The organism is Streptomyces sp. NPDC057623 (assembly GCF_042800355.1).
Classification (GTDB): Bacteria; Actinomycetota; Actinomycetes; order Streptomycetales; family Streptomycetaceae; genus Streptomyces.
Window position 1 is genome coordinate 15936 of sequence record NZ_JBHVGZ010000073.1, and the last position, 20775, is coordinate 36710.

Genomic DNA, 20775 nt, shown 5'->3' on the forward strand with positions numbered 1-20775 from the left:
TGGCCCGAGCAGACCTGATCCCGGTGGCCCACGTGACGGCGGGCCGACAGCCGTGTCTCCGGCCGGACTCGGGTGCGCCGCGACTCCGGGTCTCAACGGTCCGCGAGCCCGAGGCGCCGCTCGCGGGTCGAGGCAAGCCGAACGGCCCGCCGGAAGTCCGGCGGGCCGTAGTCGGAGCAGGGGATCCTCGTGAATCGGGCCGTGAGGCAGTGATGTCACATGCGGACCGCGGGAGCGGCCTCGGAGTCCTGCTGCGGTGCGCCGCACCAATAGAGGACCAGGCTGATGACCAGGCCGACGACGAAGAGGGCGGCGGACCACCAGTAGGCGGTGGCGTAGGCCTCGTCGAGGCCGGCCTGGACCTGGACGGCCGGGTCCCTGGGGTCCTTGCCGACGAGGTAGTCGGTGGCGGCGCCGGTGGCGAGGGTGTTGAGCAGGGCCGTACCGATCGAGCCGCCGACCTGCTGCATGGTGTTGACGGTGGCGGAGGCGACGCCGGCGTCTGCCGGTCACCGTCGGAGAAGCCCAGGTCCTGCTGGGCCGAGGGGAGTGCGATGTTCACGATGGTGCCGTCCAGCACCACCATGAGCTGGGCCAGGCCGACGTCGCCTGGTCGCCCAATCCTTGGCCGAGTCGCGAGCCGAGTCCGATGCTCGCCACCCGGTCCATTCATGGCCTCAGGTCAGCAGCATCCCCAGGGCTGTGCATGGTGAACCTCGCCTTGGCTGTCTGATGAGCGACCTGTGCTGGTCATCCCGCTCAGCTCAGCGTCAGGTGCACGAGATCGATCTCCTGGCCCCGGGCTCGTGCGAAGCACCGGCTGAGCCCGGTCACCATGAACCCGCATTTCTCCAGTACACGGATGGATCCGGCATTGTCAGCAGCGGCGTCGGCGTGCAGCGGCCGAGTCCTCTCCAACTTGATCAGCTGAGCAAGTGCCTGGCTGGCAATCCCTTGCCCCCAGTGGGGTCGCCCGACGACATAGGTGACTTCACGCTCGGAGCGCGGGCCGAATATCGCGCCATGCCCCACGACCAGGCCGTTAGCCAGGACAGTTCGCAAGATCACTGCTGGATCGGACCGGACCTTCGCCCAGTGCTGGTCGAAGTGGCCCCGGTCGTAGTGATATTTCCTGGTCACAGCCGCCATCTGCTGCAGTTCCGGATCGGTCAACTGCTCCCAGAAGACCAGCAGGTCGCTGTCCTGAAGTTCGCGCAGGTATATTTTCATGGGCTCGGTGCCAGCCTCCGCGAGATCGTTGTCGAAGTGATCGGCTCAGCCTAGGGCCAGCTCACACCTACGGAACAACCTTTATGGAGGCCAGCTGTGATCGTCAGTCAGCAGCCTGCTCGGCCCTGGCCCGGGTCTGAGCGAGGCGGTAGGAGTCCGTGCCGGTCTCGATGATGTTCCCGCCGAAGGTGAGACGGTCGACGATGGCCGCGCAGAGCCGGGGGTCGGTAAACGTTCTTGCCCCCCCTCCGAACCTTCGTTGGAGGCGATGGCGACGCTGTTCTTTTCCACCCTTTCGGTTAGTACCTGGAACAGTAACTCTGCGCCGTGTTTGTCGAGTTCCATGTAGCCCAGCTCGTCGATCGCGAGGAGATCGGCGCGTCCGTAGCGGGCGGTCGTCTTGGTCAGCTGCTTCTCGTCGGCGGCCTTGACCAGCTCGTTGACCAGCTTGGTTGCCAGGACGTACTTCACCCGGTAGCCGACCGTAGCGGCTTCGGTGCCCAGCGCGATCAGCAGGTGGGATTTTCCTGTTCCGGAGTCTCCTATGAGGCAGAGCGGGAGTCCCTTTTTCACCAATTCGCAGGATGCGAGGGTGTGGATCACGGCCGGGTCGATGTTCAGGTCGGCGTCGAAATCGAATTGCCGCAGGGACTTTTCCCGGGGGAATGAGGCGGCCTTGATCCGGCGCTCGGAGCGTCGGCGGGCCCCGTCGTCGCACTCGGCCAGCAGCAGTTCCGCGAGGAACCCGCGGTAGGTCATCTGGCCTTTGGCCGCGTCGGTGGCGATGTCGGCGAACTGGCTCCGGATCGTGGGCAGTCGCAGGGCCCTGCAGGATGCTTCGATGGCCGCGTGTCGGCGTACACCCGTATCTACTCGGGGCGGTACAGCCGAAGGTGCTCAGCCTCGTCAGCCGTGACGGGGATGCTCGGCGTAATCGGGAGGCGATGCGGGCGGTCCTGGAGGTACGCACAGTTGACGGTCTCGACCTCTGGCCTGTCGCTGAGGTCGAGCCGTTCAGCTTCCTGCCTCTCAGCGGGGAGCTGTCATCCGCTGAGGTGGGGACGGTGGTGATGCGCATCGCCGACTACAACAACGTCGACTCCGATGGCGAGCAGGCGCCACAGCCAGCCAACGCACTCGGCTCTTTCTCGCACGGACTGCTCAGACTTGAGGACGATATCGTCGCTCCCGGCGGTCTGGGAGTCATCGATACCTCCACCAGCGTCACCTTCCTGCCCGGCTGCTGTGACGGGCTGGAGAGCCGGCGCGACTGGCATCGGTTCGTCGACGACGGCGATCTGCTCGGGTTCGGCCACGATCCCGTGTCACCCGTTGCGGAGCGCTTCGGAGACATCGTCAGGCACCGACTGGACATCCGAGCACGTGCCTGACTACCGCACTCCCGTCACAGCTGCTCTCGCCTGTGTTCTCGACCTGCCCGATCCGGCCGTGAGACCGGAGCCATAGGGCGATCGGCTCGGCTCTTCCAGCAGCCAAGGTGGGGCCGGGCAAAGCCATCGTGCGTGACGTAGTGACCATGTTCGCCCGTACCTGCCCGGGTACTTCGATGTGCACGCCGACACGGAACGCGGTCCACCGTTCGGTCTCCACCCGGGCCCGGTCGAAGCCAAGCACCTGGGCGACAGCCGAGTTGAGGTTGTCGCAGCGGACCCTGCCGGTGGGCACACCTGCGAGCACGCTGAAAGCGTGGACGTGCCCTTCGAAAAAGGCCTCCTGGCCGCCGGAGGCGGAGACCCGGTGCACCGCCTTGCCGGAGTACGACAGGCGGAAGGAGAACAGGCTGCACTTGACCTGCTGGCCGGCCAGACGGATGGTCACGTCCCCGAAGCCGACCTCCGCTTCGGCGCCCGGACGGTGGGACTGCGGCACGAATGCCTTCGCGATGCCCCGGCCCGCAGCGATCCGGATCTCGTCACGACGTTCCGCGACGTAGGCGCGGACGATCCCGTATGCAAGGTCGACAGCGCCGTACTCGGCGACCAGCCGGTCGAAGACCCGCTTGGCCGTGTGCTGTTGCTTCCGCGGAGCGGTGGGGTCCGCCCGCAGCATCTGATCGACCAGACCCTTGTAGGGGTCCAGGCGGGTCTTGCGCACCGTCCGGAAACCCACCCCGTACTTGTGCTGCAGAGCACGGTTCGACAGCCCGGCCCGAGAATCACGGCGGAGCGCCGCGTGCAGATCGACCTTGGACATCGGCGGCATACACGCCCCCTCATCACCTGGAGCACTTCGATGCTCCCACCGCAAGCACCCCGCTGGTGGTAAAACTCAGCGATACCGATCCCAGACGAGACCGGGTGCTGTCGCCGCTGACCGACAGGCGGTGCCACCACTCACCCGCACAGCCAGTCGAGCGATGCGTGAACAAGTGGAAGCAGTTCCGAGCCGTGGCCAAGCGGTATGACAAGCGCGCCTACATCTTCAACGGCACCCTCACCGTCACAGCGATCGTCATCCTGCTCCGCGACACCGTCCAAGAGCCATCAGAAACGGCCTAGTACTGCAACGGTTCTTGTTCTGAGTGCTGGGCAGTTTTCAGGGGCTGTGTCCGCGTTGTTTGTAGTGGCTGGTGCGGGGACATCACTGTGACGCCGCTCGCCCGGTACCCGTCGGTGATCGGCTGGCTCCCATGGCCGGTCGGGTCGCGGTGATGCGGGAGATGGCATCGAGGGTCAAGTCATACGGGTGCGGTTCGGTGGCCAGGGCACGGTGCAGCGTCAAGCCCTCGATGAGAGCGTCGAGTTGGCGGGCTGTGTCCGGGTCGAAGTGCTTCTCAAGATGGACTCGGCTGCGGCGCATCCACTCGTGGGTGAGGTGCCGGTAGATCGGCTGGCGAGCGGCGAGCGTGTACAGCTCCTGGGTGAGTACAAGATTGCGTCGGCTGCCCTCGGACAGAGCGTGCACGAGGTCCGCCACGGCCACACGGGCCTGGTCGCGGTCGGCCGCGGCGGCGAGGTGGGCATCGAAGACCGCGACGATGTGATCGGCGAAGTGACTGAAGGCATCCTGGAGCAACTGGTCGATCCCGCTGAAGTGGTACGTCATCGATCCCAGGGGCACGCCGGCCCGTGCGGCGATCTTCCGGTGCGAGACCTGCGCGATGCCCTCTTCGGCGATGAGGTCGAGCGTCGCGGCGATGATGCGTTCACGTCGCTTCGGGTCCGTGTGTCCGGTTGCCATGGTGTCAGGATCACAGGTTCCGGACGGGTCGCGCGGGGTTGCCCACGGCGACGACATCGGCCGGTACGTCCCGGGTGACGACGGCACCGGCGCCGATGGCGGAGTTGTCTCCGATGGTCACGCCCGGCAGGACGACGGCCCCGCCCCCCAGCCAGACGTTGTTGCCGATGGTGATCGGTTTGGCGGCTTCGAGTTTGTCGCGGCGAGGTTGAGGAGCCACGGGATGGGTGGGGGTGAGCAACTGGACGCCGGGCCCGATCTGGCAGTCGTCGCCGATGGTGATCGCCGCGACGTCCAGCGCGGTCAGGTTGTAGTTGACGAAGGTGCGGGCACCGATCGTGATGTTGCTGCCGTAATCGACGAACAGCGGTGGCCTCACATGCGTCCCGTCTCCCACGGAACCGAGGAGTTCGGAGAGGATGGCCTGGGCGGCAGCGGCGTCCTCGATGTAGGCAGCCTGGTAGCGGGCCGCCAGCAGCCCGGCCCGCCGCAGCTTACGGGCGATCTCGGGGTCGTCGGCGATATAGAGGTCGCCCGCCACCATGCGTTCCAGATTCGTGCGCGGGTCCAGCGCGAAGTATTCCTCCGACATGTACGCAACATACAGCCCAAGCGTACGAACGTACATCCCGGGCTGTCACGGGACCCGGCAAACGAGGTCCGCCGGCCTGGGGACTCATGCGCGCCGGGTCTGCAGAACTCCCGCGAGCAGCATCACGAGCAGTCCGGCGAGTGGTATCACCAACAGCCCGGTCCGAAGGCCGGCCGCATCGGCGACGAGCCCGACGACCGGCGGGGAGAACAGGAAGCCCAGACGCATGAGCCAGGAAATGATCGTGAGCCCTGATCCTGGCTTGAGACCGGGGAGTTCGTCGGCTGCCTGAAGTGTGGCAGGCACCAGGGTCGCCACTCCGAATCCGGCCGCGGCGAAACCGAGGACCGTCCCGGGGACGGTAGGCACGGCGAGGGCCAGGCCCATGCCTGCCGCGGCGACGAAGCCGCCGACACGGGCCACGGAGCGCTGGCCGAACCGGTCGACGAGCCGGTCGCCGATGAGGCGGCCGACGAACTGAGCACCGACCAGGGCGATGTAGCCCCAGGCCGCCTGCGCCGCCGTCGTACGCAGGGAGTCGGCGAGATAGACGGCGGCCCAGGAACTGCCGGCCTCCTCGACGAGTGTGCCGGCCACGGCGATGAGGACGAGCGCGGCCAGCACGAGACGGGGGTGCGTGCCCGTCGCGGCTCGCCGTGTCCGCTGTGGTGGGCGGGCTTCGGCGTCAGGGTCCGCGGCCGGCTCGGTTTCGGGACCGGGCAGGCAGAACCGCAGGGCGACACAGGCCACGGTTGCGCACAGCGTCGCCGAGATCAGCAGGTGCTGTCCCCGGGAGAGTCCGAGCGCGATCGCGCCGGCCCCCATGGATCCACCGACTACGGCTCCGATGGACCAGACGGCGTGGAAGGAGTTGATGATCGAGCGTCCGTAGCGGCGCTGTACACGCAGGCCTTGGGCGTTCTGCGCGACATCGGTGATCGCGTCCGTCGCTCCGGCCAGGAGCAACGCTCCCGCGAACACCATCACCGAGTCCGCCATGCCGGCGGCGAGTATTCCCATGCCCGTCAGCGTGGTACCGATGACCGCCACTCGTGCCGAGCCCATCCTGCGGATGAGGATCGAGGCTGCCATCCCGGCCGCGATGGCGCCTGCCGGGAAGGCCACCACTGCCAGTCCGTAGGCCGCGTTGCCGATGCCGAGATCCTCCTTGATCTGCGGATACCTCGGCAGAAGATTGGCGAGCAGGGCCCCGTTGGTGAAGAACAGCACGGCAACGGCCACACGGGCCTGCCGTGCGGCCTGGGCAGGTCCGCGCAGTGCGTCAACAGTCATGCGGGGACCTTACAAGCAGAGCGTACGAACGTACACTCTGCCTCTGCCCGGAGCCCGGGGAGGAGGGGGAGTGCCCGGTGCCCTGCCGTTTCTTCGGCAGGGCGTCGACGAGGTCGGCTACCGGCTGCCGGCTACCGGCTGCCGCGCCTGGCCGAGGCCGTCCGGTGCGGCGAGGCGCGCTTCACGGTCGGGCGCCGAGGGACGAGCCGTGGTGCGACGTCGGCCTCGGTGAGAGCCACCAGGGCGGCGTGGTCGGGGGAGAGGGAACAGGCCGGGTCGGTGCGGGTGGCATCCCCCGTCAGGGCGTGGGCCTGGCACCGGCAGCCGCCGAAGTCCTCGGTGCGGCGCTCGCAGGAACGGCAGGGAGAGGGCATCCAGTCGGTACCGCGGTAGGCGTTGAAGGCCGGTGACTCCTCCCAGATCCAGCGCAGCGACCGGTCGGCGACGTTCGGCGGGTCCAGGCCGGGCAGCGACGCCGCGGCCGGGCAGGGCAGGGCCGTGCCGTCGGGCGTGACGGTGAGCGATACGGCACCCCAGCCGCCCATGCACGGCTTGGGCGTGCCGGAGAAGTAGTCGGGCACCACCCAGGTGATGTCCAGGGTGCCGTCCAGACGCTTCCGTTCGCGCTCCACCACCTCGCCGGCCGCCCGGAGTTGTTCCCGGCTCGGCATGAGCGCGGCCCGGTTGAGCAGGCCCCAGCCGTAGAACTGGGTGTTGGCGAGTTCGACGCGGTCCGCCCGCCAGTCGACGGCCAGGGCGATCAGGTCGGCCACGGCGTCGAGGTTGTGGCGGTGCAGGACCACGTTGACGCCGAGCGGGAGGCACCGCTCCTTCACGAGCCGGGCCGCCGCCAGCTTGGCGTCGAAGGACCGACGGCCGGCGATCTCGTCGGAGCGGCCGGGATCGGCGTGCTGGACGGACAACTGCACACTGTGCAGACCGGCGTCGACCAAGGAGTCGATCCGTTCCGCGGACAGACCGTCGCCGCTGGTCACCAGCTGGGTGTACAGCCCGGCGTCCACCGCGGACCGGGTGATCTCCTCCAGGTCCCGGCGCAACAGGGGTTCGCCGCCGGAGAGATGGGTGTGCAGTACGCCGAGCTCCGCTGCCTGCCGGAAGACGTCGGCCCACTGTGACGTGCCCAGTTCCTGTGAACGTCGGGTCAGTTCCAGTGGGTTGGAGCAGTATCCGCACCGGAGCGGGCAGGCGTGGGTCAGTTCGGAGAGCAGGGCCCAGGGCGGAGCGGGAACGGTCATCGCAGACAGCCTTCCGTGCGCAGCCGGTGCAGGAACGAAGTGACCTCATGGCGTACGCGGGACTCGCCGCCAGCGCCAGCGCCAGCGCCAATGTCGGTGTCGGCCGAGAGGCGTGCGGCGATCTCGTCGACGGTCCGGCTGCCGTCGCACAGTTCGAGGACGGCCCGCCCGGAGCCGTGCAGGACGACGACCCGTTCGGGGAGCAGCAGGACATCGGCCCCCCGCACCCGGTCGTGGCGCAGCACCGCCGCCGGGAGGACACGGGGCCGCCAGAGCTGTGGCTCGCCCATCACGGTGTCTCCCGCCGCTCCGCCCCCTGCACGCTGTCGAGCAGGCTCCACAGCACGTCGCACTTGAACGAGAGGGCCGCGAGCGCGCGGTCCTGCTGGTCGCGACTCACCGCCCACTCCTTCACCCAGGCCAGTGCCTCGCTTCCGTCGCGGCGTCCCTGGGGGACACGGCCGCGGAAGTAGGACAGACCGGCGGAATCGATCCAGGGGTAGTGCAGCGGAAACGTCTCCAGACGGGTCAGCATGATCGATGGTGCGCACAGTTCGGTCAGGGACGAGGCAACGGCTTCGAGTCTGTCGTTGTTGCGGCAGAAGTTGACATAGCCGTCGACGGCCAGCCGGACACCGGGCAGCAGATGCCGGTGAGTCAGCAGTTCATGTCGGGCGAGACCCACCGCCTCGCCCAACCGGAGCCACTTCTCCAGTCCTCCGTCCTGGTCGGTGAGCCCGTCGTGGTCCTGGATGCGCCGGAGCCAGGAGCGACGCTGGGCGGGCAGGTGGAGCTTGGCCAGGATGTGGGCGTCCTTGATGGGGATGTTGCACTGGTAGTAGAAGCGGTTCGCCACCCAGAGCCGTAGTTCGGCGGGGCTCAGTTCGCCTTGGTGCATACGCCGGTTGAAGGGGTGGCGGTCGTGGTAGCGGGCCGTGGCCAGCTCGCGCAGCCGGGCCTCCAGTTGCTCCTCGTCCCACGCGCCGAGGCCCGGGCTGCCCGGGTCGGCCCCGCCCGGCTCCGGCCGTGTGGCGAGGGCGGTCTCGAAGCCGGTCGTGGTCACAGGGACACCACCATCCTGTCCTCGGCCACGCGCAGGCCCAGGCCGGCGAGCCGTTCGTGTGCGGGGTCGCCGGGGTCGACCAGCGGGTTCGTGTTGTTGAGATGGGTGTAGTAGACCCGCGCGCCGACCCGGCTCAGGCGTCCGGCGGTGCCTTCGGGACCCTCGATGGGCAGATGCCCCATCCCCGAGGCGGTGCGTCGGGAGATGCCGAGGCGGCGCGGCTCGTCCTCGTCGAGGAAGGTGCCGTCGAGCAGCACGCAGTCGGTTCCGGCGATCTCGTCGCCGACGGCGTCGCTCCAGGCGGCGAGGGCCGGCGCGTACAGCGCGCTCCTGCCCGTTTCCGGGTCGTGCACGTTGAGTGCCGTGCTCCAGGCGGGGTGGGCCGGTTCGTCCGCCGCGTAGCGCGGTCGTTTGTCCGACAGGGGCAGGGCGCTCACCCGCAGTCCCGCGATCTCGGCCGGTTCGCCGACGCCGGTCAGTGGGAGTTCGTGCCAGGTGAGGGTGGTGTAGGGGGAGAGGATGTCGGTGAGCGGCAGCCGTGCGGTCAGGGCCTTGTGTACGGGTTCCGTGCACCAGACATCGATCCGCGCGGCCTCGCGCAGCCGCAGCAGCCCGAGGGTGTGGTCCAGTTCCGCGTCGGTGAGGACGACCCGGATCACGGGGGTGCGTTCCTGTCCGGCCCCGGGCCGCAGCGAGGGGTGGCCTTCCAGCTGTTCGGCGACGTCCGGTGTGGCGTTGGCGAGGAACCAGGCGCCCGGGTCGGCCGCGTGCACGGCCAGGCCGTCATGGAGCCGGCGGCGGGAGGGGTGCCGGCGTGCCCCGGCGCAGCCGGGGCACGCACAGTTCCACTGGGGTAGGCCGCCACCGGCTGCTGTCCCGAGAACGCGCAGCAGCACGGCCGGCGCCTACTTCTCGCGCAGCGAGTAGGCGGTGACCTCCAGGGCGGTGTCGACCACCGTGAAGTCGGGGGTCTGCCAGTCGGCGGACGGCTGCCCGGACGGCTGGGGCTGCTGGTGGAGCTGGGGCTGCGGTTCGTTGTGCATGACGACCTGCCTTTCGAGTGGGTGACGTAGGTGTGGCGGTTGAGATGGATGTGGTGGGTGTGGAACGGATCGCGGGTCCCGGGACCCGCGATGCCCGGTGGCCGCCGCCCGCCGACGGCGGCCACACGTCATGTGCAGAACGGCTTCTTGCCCATGGCCGACTCGATGCCGCCGAGGATCAGCTTCTGGAACTCGGCGGCTCCCGGGAAGGATCCGTCGGTGCTGAAGGCCTTGGCGTCGTGTCCGAGCGTGGTGAGCCAGGCGCGACCGCCGTCGTAGTACTGGCACCAGGCGACCGCGTGGTCGTCCCCGTGCCCGGGGTGGTGGTAGTTGCCCTTGACGCCCCTGGCGAGGGTGGTCTCGTCGACCTCGGCGAGGACACGGACCCGGGTCGGGGCGGGTACGAGGTTGTACCACTCGTCGGAGAACTCCCACCTGCGCGGCAGCGACTTGGTGGAGGCGTCCTTGCTGTTGACGGTGCGGACCGTGCCGGGCTGCGCGGGACCGTGGTCGTAGAAGTTCGCGTTCCCGAGCAGACCCTCGTACCAGGGCCAGTTGTACTCGGTGCCGAAGGCGTTGTGCACCCCGACGAAGCCACCGCCCCCGCGGATGTACTGTCGCAGCGACGTCTGCGCCGCGTCGTCGAGCGTGTCGCGGCTGGTCGAGAAGAAGATGACGGCGTTGTACTTGAACAGGGCCGCGGCCGAGGCGAGTTGGGTGACGTCCTCGGTGTAGTCGACCTGGAAGCCGTTGTCGGACCCCATCCTCAGCAAGGCCTTCTGCACGACGTTGGCGTCGCTCACCGGAGGGTTCAGCCCGGTGCCCAGGGCGGGGCCGAGGTTGGCGTGCCGGGGGCCGGCGGTACGGGTGTACAGCAGGACCTTGAACCCCTTGGAGGTGTCGAAGTTGCCCCAGTCGTGGTAGCAGCGCACGTCCACACCGCGGCACACGCCGTAGTCGGGGTCGCCTAGTTGCCGGGCCCCCCGGTCGCCGCCGCCCTGAGCGACGCTGAGTGTGCCGGTCGCCACCAGCGCGACCGTGATGCCGAGGGTTCCGGCGACACTGGTGAGAGCGGCGGTGAGAGGTCGGATACGGCGTCTCGGTCTGGCGGTTGTCGTCATGCGGTGGTCCTCACGGTGTCTGGTGGCGGGTGAGGTGGTGCCGGGCAGCGGTGCGCTACTTCACGACGACCTTGCCGGTGCTCTGCGGCGCGGCCGGGTCGTTGTAGAAGTACTCGCCGGGGGTGTCGAACGTGTACGTGTAGGACTGGCCCGGCATGAGCAGGCCGGTGTCGAACTCGGCGTCGAAGAAGGCGACCGCGCCGTGCGCGGACCTGTTGTCGGCCGGGTTGACGAAGGTGACGGCGGTGCCCTTGGCGATGCTCAGGTGCTGCGGCGACATGGCGTTCTGGACCACGAGGTTCTCGGTGGTGCCGGGGGCGTTCTTGGCGCTGTCCCAGACGCGGCCCAGGGTGATCGTGTTCTGGGCGGTCTCGCCGGTGACGGCGGCGGTCCGGATCTGGTTGCGCCTGGACGGCGGTGTGGGTGCCGCCGCGGGCTCCACGCTCCCCCCTATCTTGAACGCCCACAGATGGTCGCCCTTGGGGATGTCCGGGTAGGGCAGGCCGTTGCCTCCGGCGAGTACGGCGACGTACTGCTCACCGTCGATCTCGTACGTCAGCGGACTGGTGTGGACGCCCGCTCCGCACTGCCAGGTCCACAGTTCGCTGCCGTCACGGTCGTCGAGGGCGGTGAGCACACCGTCGGGCCGGCCCTGGAAGAGGACACCGCCGGCCGTACTGAGGATGCTGTTGCCGTGTGCCAGGGACCAGTCGCCCTCCTGCCGCCAGGCGACCGTGTTGGTGCGTGGGTCGACGGCGACGAGGCCGCCGGCGAAGTACTCGCCGAGCGGGCGCGCGGTGTTGACCCGGCCGCCGTGCGTGTTGGAGTAGGCGGAGTTGATCAGGCCGTAGCCGACATAGACCAGGCCGGTGCGGTGGCTGAAGGAGGGGAAGGACCAGTCGGCGGCGCCGCCCGCGCCGGGGAACAGGATCGTGGCCCGGTCCCAGTGGACCTCGAACAGGCCGCCGGTGGGGTAGAAGGGCACCGGCCGGGTGGCCTTGTCGAAGCGCGGTGCGGTGTCGACGAAGGGCTCGCCGCCCGGGAAGGGCTGGGTGGGTGAGGTTTTCTGCGCCTTGTGCTGGGGCACCGGCCGTTCCTCCATGCCGTGCACGGGTTCGCCCGTCGCGCGGTCGAGGATGTAGTACATGCCGGTCTTGCTGCCGTAGACGACGACCCGGTGCTTCTTTCCCTTGATCAGGATGTCGGCGAGCACCGGGGACATGACCCCGTCGTAGTCCCAGATGTCGTGGTGGACGGACTGGAAGTGCCAGCGGCGCTCGCCGGTCTTGGCGTCGATGGCGACCAGACTGTTGGCGAAGAGGTTGTCGCCGCCCCGGGTGGAACCGTCGGTGCGGGGATAGGGGTTGCCGAACGTCCAGTAGACGATGCCCAGTTCGGGGTCGACCGCGGGATGGATCCAGCACACCGCGCCGCCGGTCTTCCAGGTGTCGCCCTCCCAGGTGTCGTGACCGTACTCGCCGGGACCGGGGGCGCCCCAGAAGACCCAGGCGACCTCGCCGGTGGAGGCGTCCAGCGCGTACGCGCGGCCCCGCGCGCCGCCGGTGCTGCCCTGGGTGCCGATGTACACCAGCCCGTCCCAGTACACGGCGGCTCCGGCCAGACTGCCCCTGCCGCTGCCGTCCTCGGTCATGAGTTCGCGGGACCAGACGACCGCACCGGTCTTCTGGTCGAGGGCGTGCACCTTGTTGTCGCCGGAGATGGTGAAGGCCAGGCCCTTGCCGAGGGCGAGACCTCTCATGTTGGTGGTTCTGGTACCGACCTTCGTCTTCCACTTCACGTCGCCCGTGCGACCGTCGACGGCGAAGACGTTCTGCTGGGTGGTGGCGAGGTAGAGGACACCGTCCTGGGCGATGACGGCGCACTGCTGGTGGTTCGAGGTGGAGCCGCCCTCCAGGTTCACATGCCAGGCGCCGCCCAGCTTGCCGACGTTCCCGGCGTTGATCTTCTTCAGCGAGGAGTGGTTCTGGTTGCCGAGGTTGCCGCCGGCCTTGGGAAAGTTCCTGCCGGTGGCGGCGTGGGACTGGGTGGGCACCGGGCGGCCCAACTTGTCCGGTGCGGCCGCCTCGGCGGTGCCGTTGTTGAGGAGGGCGACGGTGGTCGCCGTCCCGGCGGCTGTCGAGGTGAGGAAACTACGTCTGTCCATGGTCCCTCTTTCATGGCGGGTGCCTGGCGGGCGCTGACGGACACGTCGGTGACGGTGCCGATGTGTCTCAGCTGGGGAGGGAGGAGCGAGGAGCGAAGCGGATCATGGTCCGCTGTACGGTTCGAGCGATCCGTACCGTGGTTGCCGATGGGCGGAAAGCTACGTTAGGGATGTGCCACGGGTGTGACAAGGGGGGGCGACGTGGATTGTCACGGGTCTTTCGGCTGAGGCAGCCGGGCCGGCAGCACGTTGCGCGGAAGGGGGCCCTTGTTGCGGCGGCCCTGTCCGCTCTCCTCCCAGGCGTGGGCGAGGATCCCCACGGAACGGCTGAGCACGAACAGGCCCCGGGCGAGCGGCGCGGCGAAGCCCAGCTCGGCGTAGATGACGGCCGTCGCGCCGTCGATGTTCATCGGGACCGGCCGGGCTCCGGCCCTGCGGCGGCGCAGGGCCTCCTCGACGGCGAGGGCGCCGTCCAGGAAGTCTCCGCCGACGACGCCGTCGGCGACCGCCTGCCGCACCAGGCCGAGCAGGGGGCCGCTGCGGGGGTCGACGGGGTGGAAGCGGTGCCCGAACCCGGGGAGATAGCGGGAACGGCTCTGCCATGCGGCCATGACCTCACGGGCGGCGTCGTCCCAGCCGAGGCCGGAGGTGTGCAGGGTACGGATGTCGGTGAGCATCTCCACACACTGCTGACCCGCTCCGCCGTGCGCGTCCCCCAGCATGTTGACTCCGGTCGCGACGGCGTTGTTGAGCCCGATCCCGCAGGTCGCCGCCATCCGGGCGGCGGCGATGGAGGGGGCCTGGGGGCCGTGGTCCACGCCCGCGACCAACGCCGCTTCGAGCAGGGCGGATTCCGGCGGTGAGGGCGTCGTGCCCCGCAGCATCAGCCAGATGACGTCCACCAGGCTCGCCCTGCCGATGAGATCCTGGACCGGTCGGTCGCGCAGTTCGATGCTGCCGGGCTCGATATGGCTGACCGCCGTGGCCCACCACAGGGCGGCCTCGTCCGGGGAACTCGTCATGAGGCGGCGGCCTCTCCGGCGGACGCGGTGGCCCCGGCCACCGGGGTGGACCAGCGTCGTGCCAGCTTCCGTCCCTCGGTGTTGTGCTGGCCCAGCAAGGGTGGCGGAGCGGGCGGACCGAACGACTCCCCGTCGACGAGCACACCGCTTCCCACCACCCGGAGCGGCTGCCCCGCGCGTCCCGGGTGACTCAGCTCGGTGACGAAGCCGCGGTACGCCAGTTGGGGCTGCTCCAGGGCCTCGGGCACGGTCAGGACACGAGCCGCGGGCACACCGGCGGCGTTCAGCTCGCGTTCCCAGTCGGCGGCCGGGCGTGCGGCCAGGGCCCGGTTCAGCGCGGTGTTGAGCTCGGCCCGGTGGCTCTTGCGCCCTTCGCGCTCGCTGAAGCGGACGTCGGTGATCAGCTCGGGGACGCCCGCGAGACGGCACAGGGTCTCGAACTGCTGTTGCTGGTTGGCGGCGATGTTGAGCGGGCCGTCCAGGGCGTGGAAGGTGCCGGAGGGAGCGGCGGTCGGATTCTGGTCGCCCAGCGGCTGTGGCGGGACGCCGCTGACGAGGTAGTTGGAGACGGCCCAGCCCATCGCGGACAGCGACGCCTCCAGCATGGAGACATCGAGTCTGCTGCCGGCACCGGTGCGCTCGCGGCGCAGCAGCGCGGCACTGATCGCGAACGCCGCCATCAGCCCTCCCGTGGTGTCGCAGACCGGGAAGCCGATGCGCTGCGGGGCGGTGTCCTCGGTCCCGGTGACGCTCATCATTCCGGTCAGGCCCTGGACGATCTGGTCGTAGGCGGGAGCGTCACTCAGCGGGCCGGTGTGCCCGAAGCCGGAGATGGAGCAGTAGACGAGGCGTTCGTTGAGCTGGGCGAGGCGTTCGGCGCCGTAGCCCATCCTCTCCAGCACGCCCGCCCGGAAGTTCTCCAGCAGCACGTCCGTACCGGTGAGGAGTTCCTCGAAGAGGGCCCGGTCCGCCGTGTCCTTCAGATCGAGTTCGAGCGACTTCTTGCCCGCGTTCTGAGCGAGGAACGAGGCCCCGACTCCGTCACGGTTGAGCGAGGGATCGGGGCCGAGGCTGCGGGCGAGATCTCCCTGCCCGGGGCGTTCGATCTTGACGACCTCGGCACCCATGAGCATCAGCTGATAGCTGCAGTAGGGCCCGGCGAGTACGTTCGTCAGGTCCAGAACGCGTACTCCGTCAAGTGGGCGAACGTGCATACAGCGTCTCCTTCCAGCGGTACCGCGCGCGGCTCCGCTGTCGGCGTACTGGCTAGGTTCGCGGCCCCAGGGGATGCTGGAAGCCCTGCGAGGCGATGCGGGCGGCCGTCTCCAGCAGATCGCCCGCGAAGTCCTCGGTGGCTCCCGCCGGGATACGCGCGCTGGGGCCGCTGAGCGAGAGTGAGGCGACGACCACCCCCGACTGGCTGCGGATCGGTACGGCGACGGCCGTGAGGCCGACATCGCGCTCACCGTGGCTGACCGCGTAACCGTGGGTCGCCGACTCCTGCGCCCACAGCCGCAACTGCTCGACGTGCGGCACTCCGTGGGGCGAGTCGGCGGCGATCCGTTGCAGAAGGCCGTCGGTGGCACCGATGAGCAGCACCTTGGAGGAGGCGCCGGCCCACAGGGGCAGTTCGTCGCCCACGCGCACCACATGCCGCAGGGGCTGCGGGCTCTCCTGCTGGGCGACGCAGACACGATGGATGTCGCGGCGGATCATGAGATTCGCCGTCTCGCCCCGTCGCTCGACCAGCTCGCGCAGCAACTTCTGTGTGTCGGGCGGCAGTTCCCAGCTGGTGTGTGCCAGATGGGCCCAGCGCCACAGGCCGGGGCCGGCCGCGTAACCGCCCGGTGTGGCCCAGAGCAGTCCGTACTGCTCCAGGGTCTGCACCAGGCGTACCACGGTGGTCTTGGGCAGACCGGTGGCGTCGACCATGTTCTTCAGAGGGACGGTGGGCTGATCCTCGGTCAGCAGCGACAGAATGTCCAGAGCGCGGCGCACGCTGCGTACACCGCCGCCCGGTCCTTGCTCCGCGTCCACGTTCTCTCCTTCGCGAGTGGGGGACCGCCGCTGCCCGGTGAACGGGCGCGACGTCTGGAGCGACAGCTTCCATCAGGGGAGCCGTCTTCGGAAATCCCGGGTCCCAACTTCCTGGCGCCGACCTATTGCCACGGTCTCCTGGTGCCCGTACGTTACACGCCAGTCCATAGAGCAGTCCACGAAAACCATCAGATGGTTTTTTGGGGAGACGTGATGCTGCAAGACCTGCTCAAGGCCGCCGACCAGAACGAGGTGGTCGAGGCCCTTCCCTATCTGTCCGGATCGTGGGGTGGTGAGGGTCCACCCCTGGAACGCACCGGTCCCTACCTGCGGCGCACGGTCAGTCGCGTACCCACCGCGACGGCCGGTGACATCGACACCGCCGTGACCCTGGCCGGCCGCTACGCCCGGCAGATGGCCGATCTCGCCCCCGCCGCGCGGGCCGACATCCTGGAGGCCGCCGCACGCGGCGCCACCGCCCAGCGCGACCGGCTCGCCCGCCTCCTCGCCCTGGAACTGGGCAAACCGCTGAAGGACAGTCGCACCGAGATCGACCGGGTGGCCTCCACGTTCGCCGTCTGCGCGGCCGAGGCCCGCCGCGTCGACGGCGAGAACCTGCCCGTGGCCGGCTGGAACACCGGCATCGGCAACACTGCCCTCACCTACCGGGCACCGGCCGGCGTGGCCCTGGCGATCACCCCGTTCAACGCGCCCGCCAACCTGCTCGCGCACAAGCTGGGCGCCTCCTTCGCCGCGGGCAACACCACCCTGGTCAAGGCTCCGCCCCAGGCCCCGGCCACCTCCGCCGCCGTCGTCGCCCTGCTCCTCGACAGCGGCATGCCCCACCAGGCGGTCCAGTTGCTGCACGGCGGGGGAGAGGTGGGCGCCGCCCTGTGCGGCGCCGACGCGGTGAGCGTCATCAGCTTCACCGGCAGCGCCGAGACCGGGGCGGCGGTGGCCCGTGCCGCCGGCGCCAAACGGCTGGCCCTCGAACTCGGCGGGAACGCCGCGACCGTCGTCTGCGAGGACGCCGACACCGCCGCCGCGGCGAAGGTCTGCGCGCGCACCGGCTACAGCAACTCCGGCCAGAGCTGTATCTCCGTACAGCGGGTGTACGTTCACCGCGGCCGCTACGAGGAGTTCCTCGACGCCTTCACGGCGGCGGTCGACGACCTCGTCATCGGTGATCCCCTGCTGGAGACCACCGACATCGGCTCCATGGTCGACGAGAACGCGGCCGAACGCGTGGTGGCCTGGTCGGAGGAGGCCCGGCGACTGGGCGCGCGCGTGATCCGGGGCGGCACCCGCGACGGCGCCACCGCCGCACCGACGATCGTCGCCGACCCGCCCCCGCACGCCTCGGTGGTCGTGCACGAGGTGTTCGGCGCGCTGGTCTCCGTACTGCCCTACGACGACTTCGACACCGTGATCGAGCAGTGCAACACCAGCCGGTACGGACTCCAGGCCGGCCTCTTCACCCACGACATCACCCGTATCCTCACCGCCTGGCGGCGACTGGAGGTCGGCGGACTGATCGTCAACGGCTCCTCCAACTTCCGCCTCGACCACGTGCCCTTCGGCGGTGTGAAGGACTCCGGCTTCGGCCGCGAGGCCCCCCGCTGGCTGATCGACGACTACACCGTCGTCAAGACCCTCATGCTGCGCGGCCTGTCCGTCTGGGGCGACAGCCGCGAGCTGCCCAAGGAGAACCCGTGACCACCGTGACCGCCGCCGAGGCCCTCGTCGCCCAGCTCGAGTCGTACGGCGTCGAATACGTCTTCGGTACCTGTGGACACACCAACATCGCCCTCCTCGACGCCCTCGGACCGAGTGCGATCGAATTCGTCATCGCCCGTCACGAACAGGCCGCCGCGCACGCCGCCGACGGCTACGCACGCGCCACCGGCCGCCCCGGTGTCCTGCTCACCCACGTCGGCCCCGGCATGATGAACGCCGTCACCGGCGTCGCCACCGCCGCCCTGGACTCCGTCCCGCTGGTCGTCATCACCGGCGACATCCCCTCCTACTACCACGGCCGCCATCCCCACCAGGAGGTCAACCTCCACGCCGACGCCGACCAGAGCGCCATCTACCGGCCGTTCTGCAAGCGCACCTGGGCGGTGCAGCGCGTGCGGGACCTGCCGCGCGTCACCGAGCGGGCCTTCTTCACGGCCGCCAGCGGACGCCCCGGCGCCGTCCTGATCAACATCCCCATGGACCTCTTCAACCGGCAGGTCTCGCCCTACGCCGACGGCCACCCGCTCCCCGGCCACCTCGGCAGGCCCGGACTGGACGAGCAGACCGCCGGCCGGATCGCCGACGCGCTGCTCGGGGCGGAGCGCCCGCTGATCTACTTCGGCGGCGGCTTACGCGGTCCCGCCGCCCGCGCCGAACTGCTCACCCTGGCCGAGCACCTCGACATCCCCCTCGCCCACTCCCTCATGGGCAAGGGCGTCATCTCCGACCGGCACCCCCTGCTCCTGGGCATGCCCGGCTTCTGGGGGCTGGAGACCACCCACGAACACACCAGGGGCGCCGACGTCGTGCTCGCGCTCGCCACCCGCTTCGCCGAGACGGACGCCAGCTCCTGGGACGCCGTCCACACCTGGAACTTCCCGCCGAGCCGACTCATCCAGATCGACATCGACCCCGCCGAGATCGGCCGCAACTACCCGGTGCACATCGGTGCCGTCGCCGACGTGGAGCTCGCCCTGGGCGAGATCGTCGCGGCGGTCAGGGCCCGGCAGACCACCGCCCTCACCCGTCCGGGCCTGCGGGACACGATCACCGCCGCGCGCGGCGCCGTCTTCGACGCGGCCCGGGAGGCCGGACGCGGCGACGACTTCCCGCTGCGCCCCCAGCGCATCCTGGCGGACCTGCGCGACGCCCTGCCCGACGACGCCGTCCTCGTCACCGACGTCGGCTGGAACAAGAACGGCGTCGCCCAGTGCTACGAACTGCCCGACCAGGGACGCTTCATCACCCCGGGCGGCGCCTCCACCATGGGCTTCGGCCCCGCCGCCGCGGTGGGCGTGCAGATCGCCCGGCCCGAGCAGGTCGTGGTCGCCCTCATCGGTGACGGCGGCATGAGCGCCCAGCTGCCCGCGGTGCCGATGGCCGTCGAACAGGGCGCGCCCGTCATCTTCGTGGTGATGAACAACCGCGCCCACGGCACCATCGCCGATCTACAGGCCTCGTCCTTCGGACGGTCCTACGGATGCGAGTTCACCGACGCCGAGGGCCGGCCTTACAGCCCCGACTTCGCGCGGTACGGCGAGTCCTGCGGCGCCGACGGCTACACCGTCACCGCGCCCGGCGAGCTGCGCAAGGCACTGGAGGCCGCCGTCGCCCGCCGCCGTCCCGCCGTGCTGGACGTGCCCATGGTCAACGAACCGGTCCCCACCCCCGGCCACTGGAACATCAAGGACATCTACGCCGGCCGCTTTCCGGCCGACGCCGTCTGACCGGAGCCACCGCGCAGGCCCGCACCGACTTCGCCGACCGGACCACGGCGGGCAGGCGGGGACGCGTCGCCTCCCCCCACACACAGCCACTGTCCATCCCACGTCTTGCACGAGGTGACTCCTATGCCCCGCTCATCCCGCCCCTCCGCTCCGCGTACCGCACTCGCCGCGGCGATCGCCCTGGCCGCGGCCCTGACAGCATGCAGCGCCCCGGGCGAGTCCGACAGTGACACCGGGTCCGGCTCGGGCCCCATCAAGATCGCAGTCGTCAACGCCCGCAGTGGACAGCTCTCCTCGTTGGGGGACTGGGAGTACAAGGGCGCCAAGCTCGCCATCGACGAATGGAACGACAAGGGCGGCATCAACGGCCGCAAGATCGAGCTGAAGTCGTTCGACGACCAGGGCGACCCGACCGCGGGCACCAACCTGGCACGCAAGATCGACAGTGAGAACTACATCGCGATGATCGGCACCGCCGAGAGCGCGGTCACCATCGCCATGGCGCCGGTGCTGCGGCAGGCCGAGATACCGAACATCACCTCCGGCCAGTCGGACGGCCTCGTCGCCCTGAAGAGCCCGTTCCTGTTCCTGAACGGCCCCACCAGCACCACCTACGACACCACCCTGGCCAAGTACCTGATCCAGGACAAGGGTTACAAGAAGATCGCGATGATCACCAACAACGGCTCCTTCGGCAAGGGCGAGCACGACGCCTTCGCCAAGGCGGCCAAGGACCTCGGTGTCACCCCGGTCACCGACCAGGTGGTCACCACCGACCAGAAGGAGTTCAGCGCCGCCCTCACCGCGATCCGCTCCAAGAAGCCCGAGGTCGTCTTCATCGGCTCCGAGGAGGTCGAGGCCGGCCTCATCGTCAAGCAGGCCCGGGAGCTGGGCATCACCGTCCCGTTCGCCGGCGCGGCCCCCCAGGGCACCCCCGTGTTCATCGACACCGCGGGCAAGGAAGCCGCCGAGGGGACCATCGTCAGCTCCCCCTATCTGAGCAACGACATCAGCCCCGCGGCGCAGAAGTTCGCCGCCGCGTACGAGGCGGCCTACGACGAGGAGGCGGAGCTGCACGGCGCGAAGGCCTACGACGGCGCCACCATCCTGCTCACCGCCCTGAAGAACAGCGATGTCGCCACCGGCAAGAAGCTCGCCGACGCCATCCGAGCGACCCACCACGACGGACTGCTCGGCCAGTTCCGCTACGGACCCGACGGCGTCGGCATCACCAGGACGACCATCGGCGTCATCCAGGACGGCAAGCTCGTCGAGCAGAAGTGAGATGA

The 20775-nt window shown here is 69.5% G+C and carries 20 protein-coding genes and 2 pseudogenes; 5 read left to right on the plus strand and 17 right to left on the minus strand.

Annotation, left to right across the window (positions count from 1 at the left end):
* Positions 1-215 precede the first annotated feature (215 nt).
* The 3 genes and pseudogenes from ACFU95_RS42110 to istB all read right to left on the minus strand — a co-directional run.
* Positions 216-503: pseudogene (locus ACFU95_RS42110) on the minus strand (MFS transporter); the annotation flags it as partial.
* 256 nt (positions 504-759) lie between these two features.
* Positions 760-1230 (minus strand): GNAT family N-acetyltransferase, encoded by a 471-nt coding sequence (locus tag ACFU95_RS42115; RefSeq protein WP_383840148.1) that lies wholly within the window; start codon positions 1228-1230, stop codon positions 760-762.
* A 103-nt stretch (positions 1231-1333) separates the two neighbouring features.
* A pseudogene (gene istB, locus ACFU95_RS42120) lies at positions 1334-2073 on the minus strand (IS21-like element helper ATPase IstB).
* A gap of 221 nt (positions 2074-2294) precedes the next feature.
* Between istB and ACFU95_RS42125 the strand changes: the two are divergent.
* The gene (locus ACFU95_RS42125; RefSeq protein WP_383840151.1) at positions 2295-2621 is read left to right on the plus strand and encodes a hypothetical protein; all 327 of its coding nucleotides are present in this window, start codon (positions 2295-2297) and stop codon (positions 2619-2621) included.
* Here the strand turns inward: ACFU95_RS42125 and ACFU95_RS42130 are convergent.
* On the minus strand, positions 2587-3453 hold the full coding sequence (locus ACFU95_RS42130) for a hypothetical protein (RefSeq protein WP_383840154.1): 867 nt from the start codon (positions 3451-3453) through the stop codon (positions 2587-2589). The two genes, ACFU95_RS42125 and ACFU95_RS42130, sit on opposite strands and share 35 nt — an antisense overlap.
* A gap of 158 nt (positions 3454-3611) precedes the next feature.
* Between ACFU95_RS42130 and ACFU95_RS42135 the strand changes: the two genes are divergently transcribed.
* On the plus strand, positions 3612-3749 hold the full coding sequence (locus tag ACFU95_RS42135; protein WP_383840157.1) for a hypothetical protein: 138 nt from the start codon (positions 3612-3614) through the stop codon (positions 3747-3749).
* Between the two features lie 82 nt (positions 3750-3831).
* On the opposite strand, the gene ACFU95_RS42140 is transcribed toward ACFU95_RS42135, so the two are convergent.
* The 13 genes from ACFU95_RS42140 to ACFU95_RS42200 all read right to left on the minus strand — a co-directional run bounded on the left by ACFU95_RS42140 (position 3832) and on the right by ACFU95_RS42200 (position 16022).
* Entirely contained in the window at positions 3832-4431 is a 600-nt protein-coding gene (locus ACFU95_RS42140) for a TetR/AcrR family transcriptional regulator (protein WP_383840159.1), read from the minus strand.
* 10 nt (positions 4432-4441) lie between these two features.
* Positions 4442-5023 (minus strand): sugar O-acetyltransferase, encoded by a 582-nt coding sequence (locus tag ACFU95_RS42145; RefSeq protein WP_383840162.1) that lies wholly within the window; start codon positions 5021-5023, stop codon positions 4442-4444.
* 84 nt (positions 5024-5107) lie between these two features.
* Positions 5108-6316 carry an MFS transporter gene (locus tag ACFU95_RS42150; RefSeq protein ID WP_383840165.1) on the minus strand — a complete coding sequence of 403 codons (1209 nt, stop codon included), beginning with the start codon at positions 6314-6316 and terminating at the stop codon, positions 5108-5110.
* A gap of 131 nt (positions 6317-6447) precedes the next feature.
* A complete protein-coding gene (gene pqqE, locus ACFU95_RS42155; protein WP_152172916.1) occupies positions 6448-7572 on the minus strand; it encodes a pyrroloquinoline quinone biosynthesis protein PqqE in 1125 nt (374 codons plus the stop codon).
* Entirely contained in the window at positions 7569-7862 is a 294-nt protein-coding gene (gene pqqD / locus ACFU95_RS42160) for a pyrroloquinoline quinone biosynthesis peptide chaperone PqqD (RefSeq protein ID WP_383840167.1), read from the minus strand. The genes pqqE and pqqD overlap by 4 nt, the downstream gene beginning before the upstream one ends.
* On the minus strand, positions 7862-8635 hold the full coding sequence (pqqC, locus tag ACFU95_RS42165) for a pyrroloquinoline-quinone synthase PqqC (protein WP_152172918.1): 774 nt from the start codon (positions 8633-8635) through the stop codon (positions 7862-7864). The genes pqqD and pqqC overlap by 1 nt, the downstream gene beginning before the upstream one ends.
* On the minus strand, positions 8632-9531 hold the full coding sequence (pqqB, locus tag ACFU95_RS42170; RefSeq protein ID WP_383840170.1) for a pyrroloquinoline quinone biosynthesis protein PqqB: 900 nt from the start codon (positions 9529-9531) through the stop codon (positions 8632-8634). The genes pqqC and pqqB overlap by 4 nt, the downstream gene beginning before the upstream one ends.
* A 9-nt stretch (positions 9532-9540) precedes the next feature.
* Entirely contained in the window at positions 9541-9678 is a 138-nt protein-coding gene (gene pqqA, locus ACFU95_RS42175) for a pyrroloquinoline quinone precursor peptide PqqA (RefSeq protein WP_383840173.1), read from the minus strand.
* A 128-nt stretch (positions 9679-9806) separates the two neighbouring features.
* Positions 9807-10799 (minus strand): ThuA domain-containing protein, encoded by a 993-nt coding sequence (locus tag ACFU95_RS42180; RefSeq protein ID WP_152172921.1) that lies wholly within the window; start codon positions 10797-10799, stop codon positions 9807-9809.
* Between the two features lie 55 nt (positions 10800-10854).
* Positions 10855-12963 (minus strand): PQQ-binding-like beta-propeller repeat protein, encoded by a 2109-nt coding sequence (locus tag ACFU95_RS42185; protein ID WP_152172922.1) that lies wholly within the window; start codon positions 12961-12963, stop codon positions 10855-10857.
* Positions 12964-13172: 209 nt separating this feature from the next.
* Positions 13173-13985, minus strand: coding sequence for a citryl-CoA lyase (locus ACFU95_RS42190; protein ID WP_383840177.1), 813 nt, complete (start codon positions 13983-13985; stop codon positions 13173-13175).
* On the minus strand, positions 13982-15199 hold the full coding sequence (locus ACFU95_RS42195) for a CaiB/BaiF CoA-transferase family protein (RefSeq protein WP_152172924.1): 1218 nt from the start codon (positions 15197-15199) through the stop codon (positions 13982-13984). The genes ACFU95_RS42190 and ACFU95_RS42195 overlap by 4 nt, the downstream gene beginning before the upstream one ends.
* Positions 15200-15251: 52 nt before the next feature.
* Positions 15252-16022 carry an IclR family transcriptional regulator gene (locus ACFU95_RS42200; protein ID WP_152172925.1) on the minus strand — a complete coding sequence of 257 codons (771 nt, stop codon included), beginning with the start codon at positions 16020-16022 and terminating at the stop codon, positions 15252-15254.
* A gap of 213 nt (positions 16023-16235) precedes the next feature.
* Between ACFU95_RS42200 and ACFU95_RS42205 the strand changes: the two genes are divergently transcribed.
* The 3 genes from ACFU95_RS42205 to ACFU95_RS42215 all read left to right on the plus strand — a co-directional run bounded on the left by ACFU95_RS42205 (position 16236) and on the right by ACFU95_RS42215 (position 20770).
* A complete protein-coding gene (locus tag ACFU95_RS42205; protein ID WP_193241866.1) occupies positions 16236-17738 on the plus strand; it encodes an aldehyde dehydrogenase family protein in 1503 nt (500 codons plus the stop codon).
* Complete coding sequence (locus ACFU95_RS42210; protein ID WP_383840183.1) at positions 17735-19486, plus strand: thiamine pyrophosphate-binding protein; 1752 nt, start codon at positions 17735-17737, stop codon at positions 19484-19486. Before ACFU95_RS42205 ends, ACFU95_RS42210 begins: the two co-directional genes overlap by 4 nt.
* Before the next feature lie 123 nt (positions 19487-19609).
* Positions 19610-20770 carry an ABC transporter substrate-binding protein gene (locus tag ACFU95_RS42215; RefSeq protein WP_383840185.1) on the plus strand — a complete coding sequence of 387 codons (1161 nt, stop codon included), beginning with the start codon at positions 19610-19612 and terminating at the stop codon, positions 20768-20770.
* Positions 20771-20775 lie beyond the last annotated feature (5 nt).

Excerpts from the sequence above, each read along its gene's own strand:
- ACFU95_RS42115 (WP_383840148.1), bottom strand. The coding sequence starts at position 1,230 with ATGAAAATATACCTGCGCGAACTTCAGGACAGCGACCTGCTGGTCTTC.
- ACFU95_RS42130 (WP_383840154.1), bottom strand. The coding sequence starts at position 3,453 with ATGCCGCCGATGTCCAAGGTCGATCTGCACGCGGCGCTCCGCCGTGAT.
- ACFU95_RS42140 (WP_383840159.1), bottom strand. The coding sequence starts at position 4,431 with ATGGCAACCGGACACACGGACCCGAAGCGACGTGAACGCATCATCGCC.
- ACFU95_RS42145 (WP_383840162.1), bottom strand. The coding sequence starts at position 5,023 with ATGTCGGAGGAATACTTCGCGCTGGACCCGCGCACGAATCTGGAACGC.
- ACFU95_RS42150 (WP_383840165.1), bottom strand. The coding sequence starts at position 6,316 with ATGACTGTTGACGCACTGCGCGGACCTGCCCAGGCCGCACGGCAGGCC.
- pqqE (WP_152172916.1), bottom strand. The coding sequence starts at position 7,572 with ATGACCGTTCCCGCTCCGCCCTGGGCCCTGCTCTCCGAACTGACCCAC.
- pqqD (WP_383840167.1), bottom strand. The coding sequence starts at position 7,862 with ATGGGCGAGCCACAGCTCTGGCGGCCCCGTGTCCTCCCGGCGGCGGTG.
- pqqA (WP_383840173.1), bottom strand. The coding sequence starts at position 9,678 with ATGCACAACGAACCGCAGCCCCAGCTCCACCAGCAGCCCCAGCCGTCC.
- ACFU95_RS42180 (WP_152172921.1), bottom strand. The coding sequence starts at position 10,799 with ATGACGACAACCGCCAGACCGAGACGCCGTATCCGACCTCTCACCGCC.
- ACFU95_RS42185 (WP_152172922.1), bottom strand. The coding sequence starts at position 12,963 with ATGGACAGACGTAGTTTCCTCACCTCGACAGCCGCCGGGACGGCGACC.
- ACFU95_RS42190 (WP_383840177.1), bottom strand. The coding sequence starts at position 13,985 with ATGACGAGTTCCCCGGACGAGGCCGCCCTGTGGTGGGCCACGGCGGTC.
- ACFU95_RS42195 (WP_152172924.1), bottom strand. The coding sequence starts at position 15,199 with ATGCACGTTCGCCCACTTGACGGAGTACGCGTTCTGGACCTGACGAAC.
- ACFU95_RS42205 (WP_193241866.1), top strand. The coding sequence starts at position 16,236 with ATGCTGCAAGACCTGCTCAAGGCCGCCGACCAGAACGAGGTGGTCGAG.
- ACFU95_RS42215 (WP_383840185.1), top strand. The coding sequence starts at position 19,610 with ATGCCCCGCTCATCCCGCCCCTCCGCTCCGCGTACCGCACTCGCCGCG.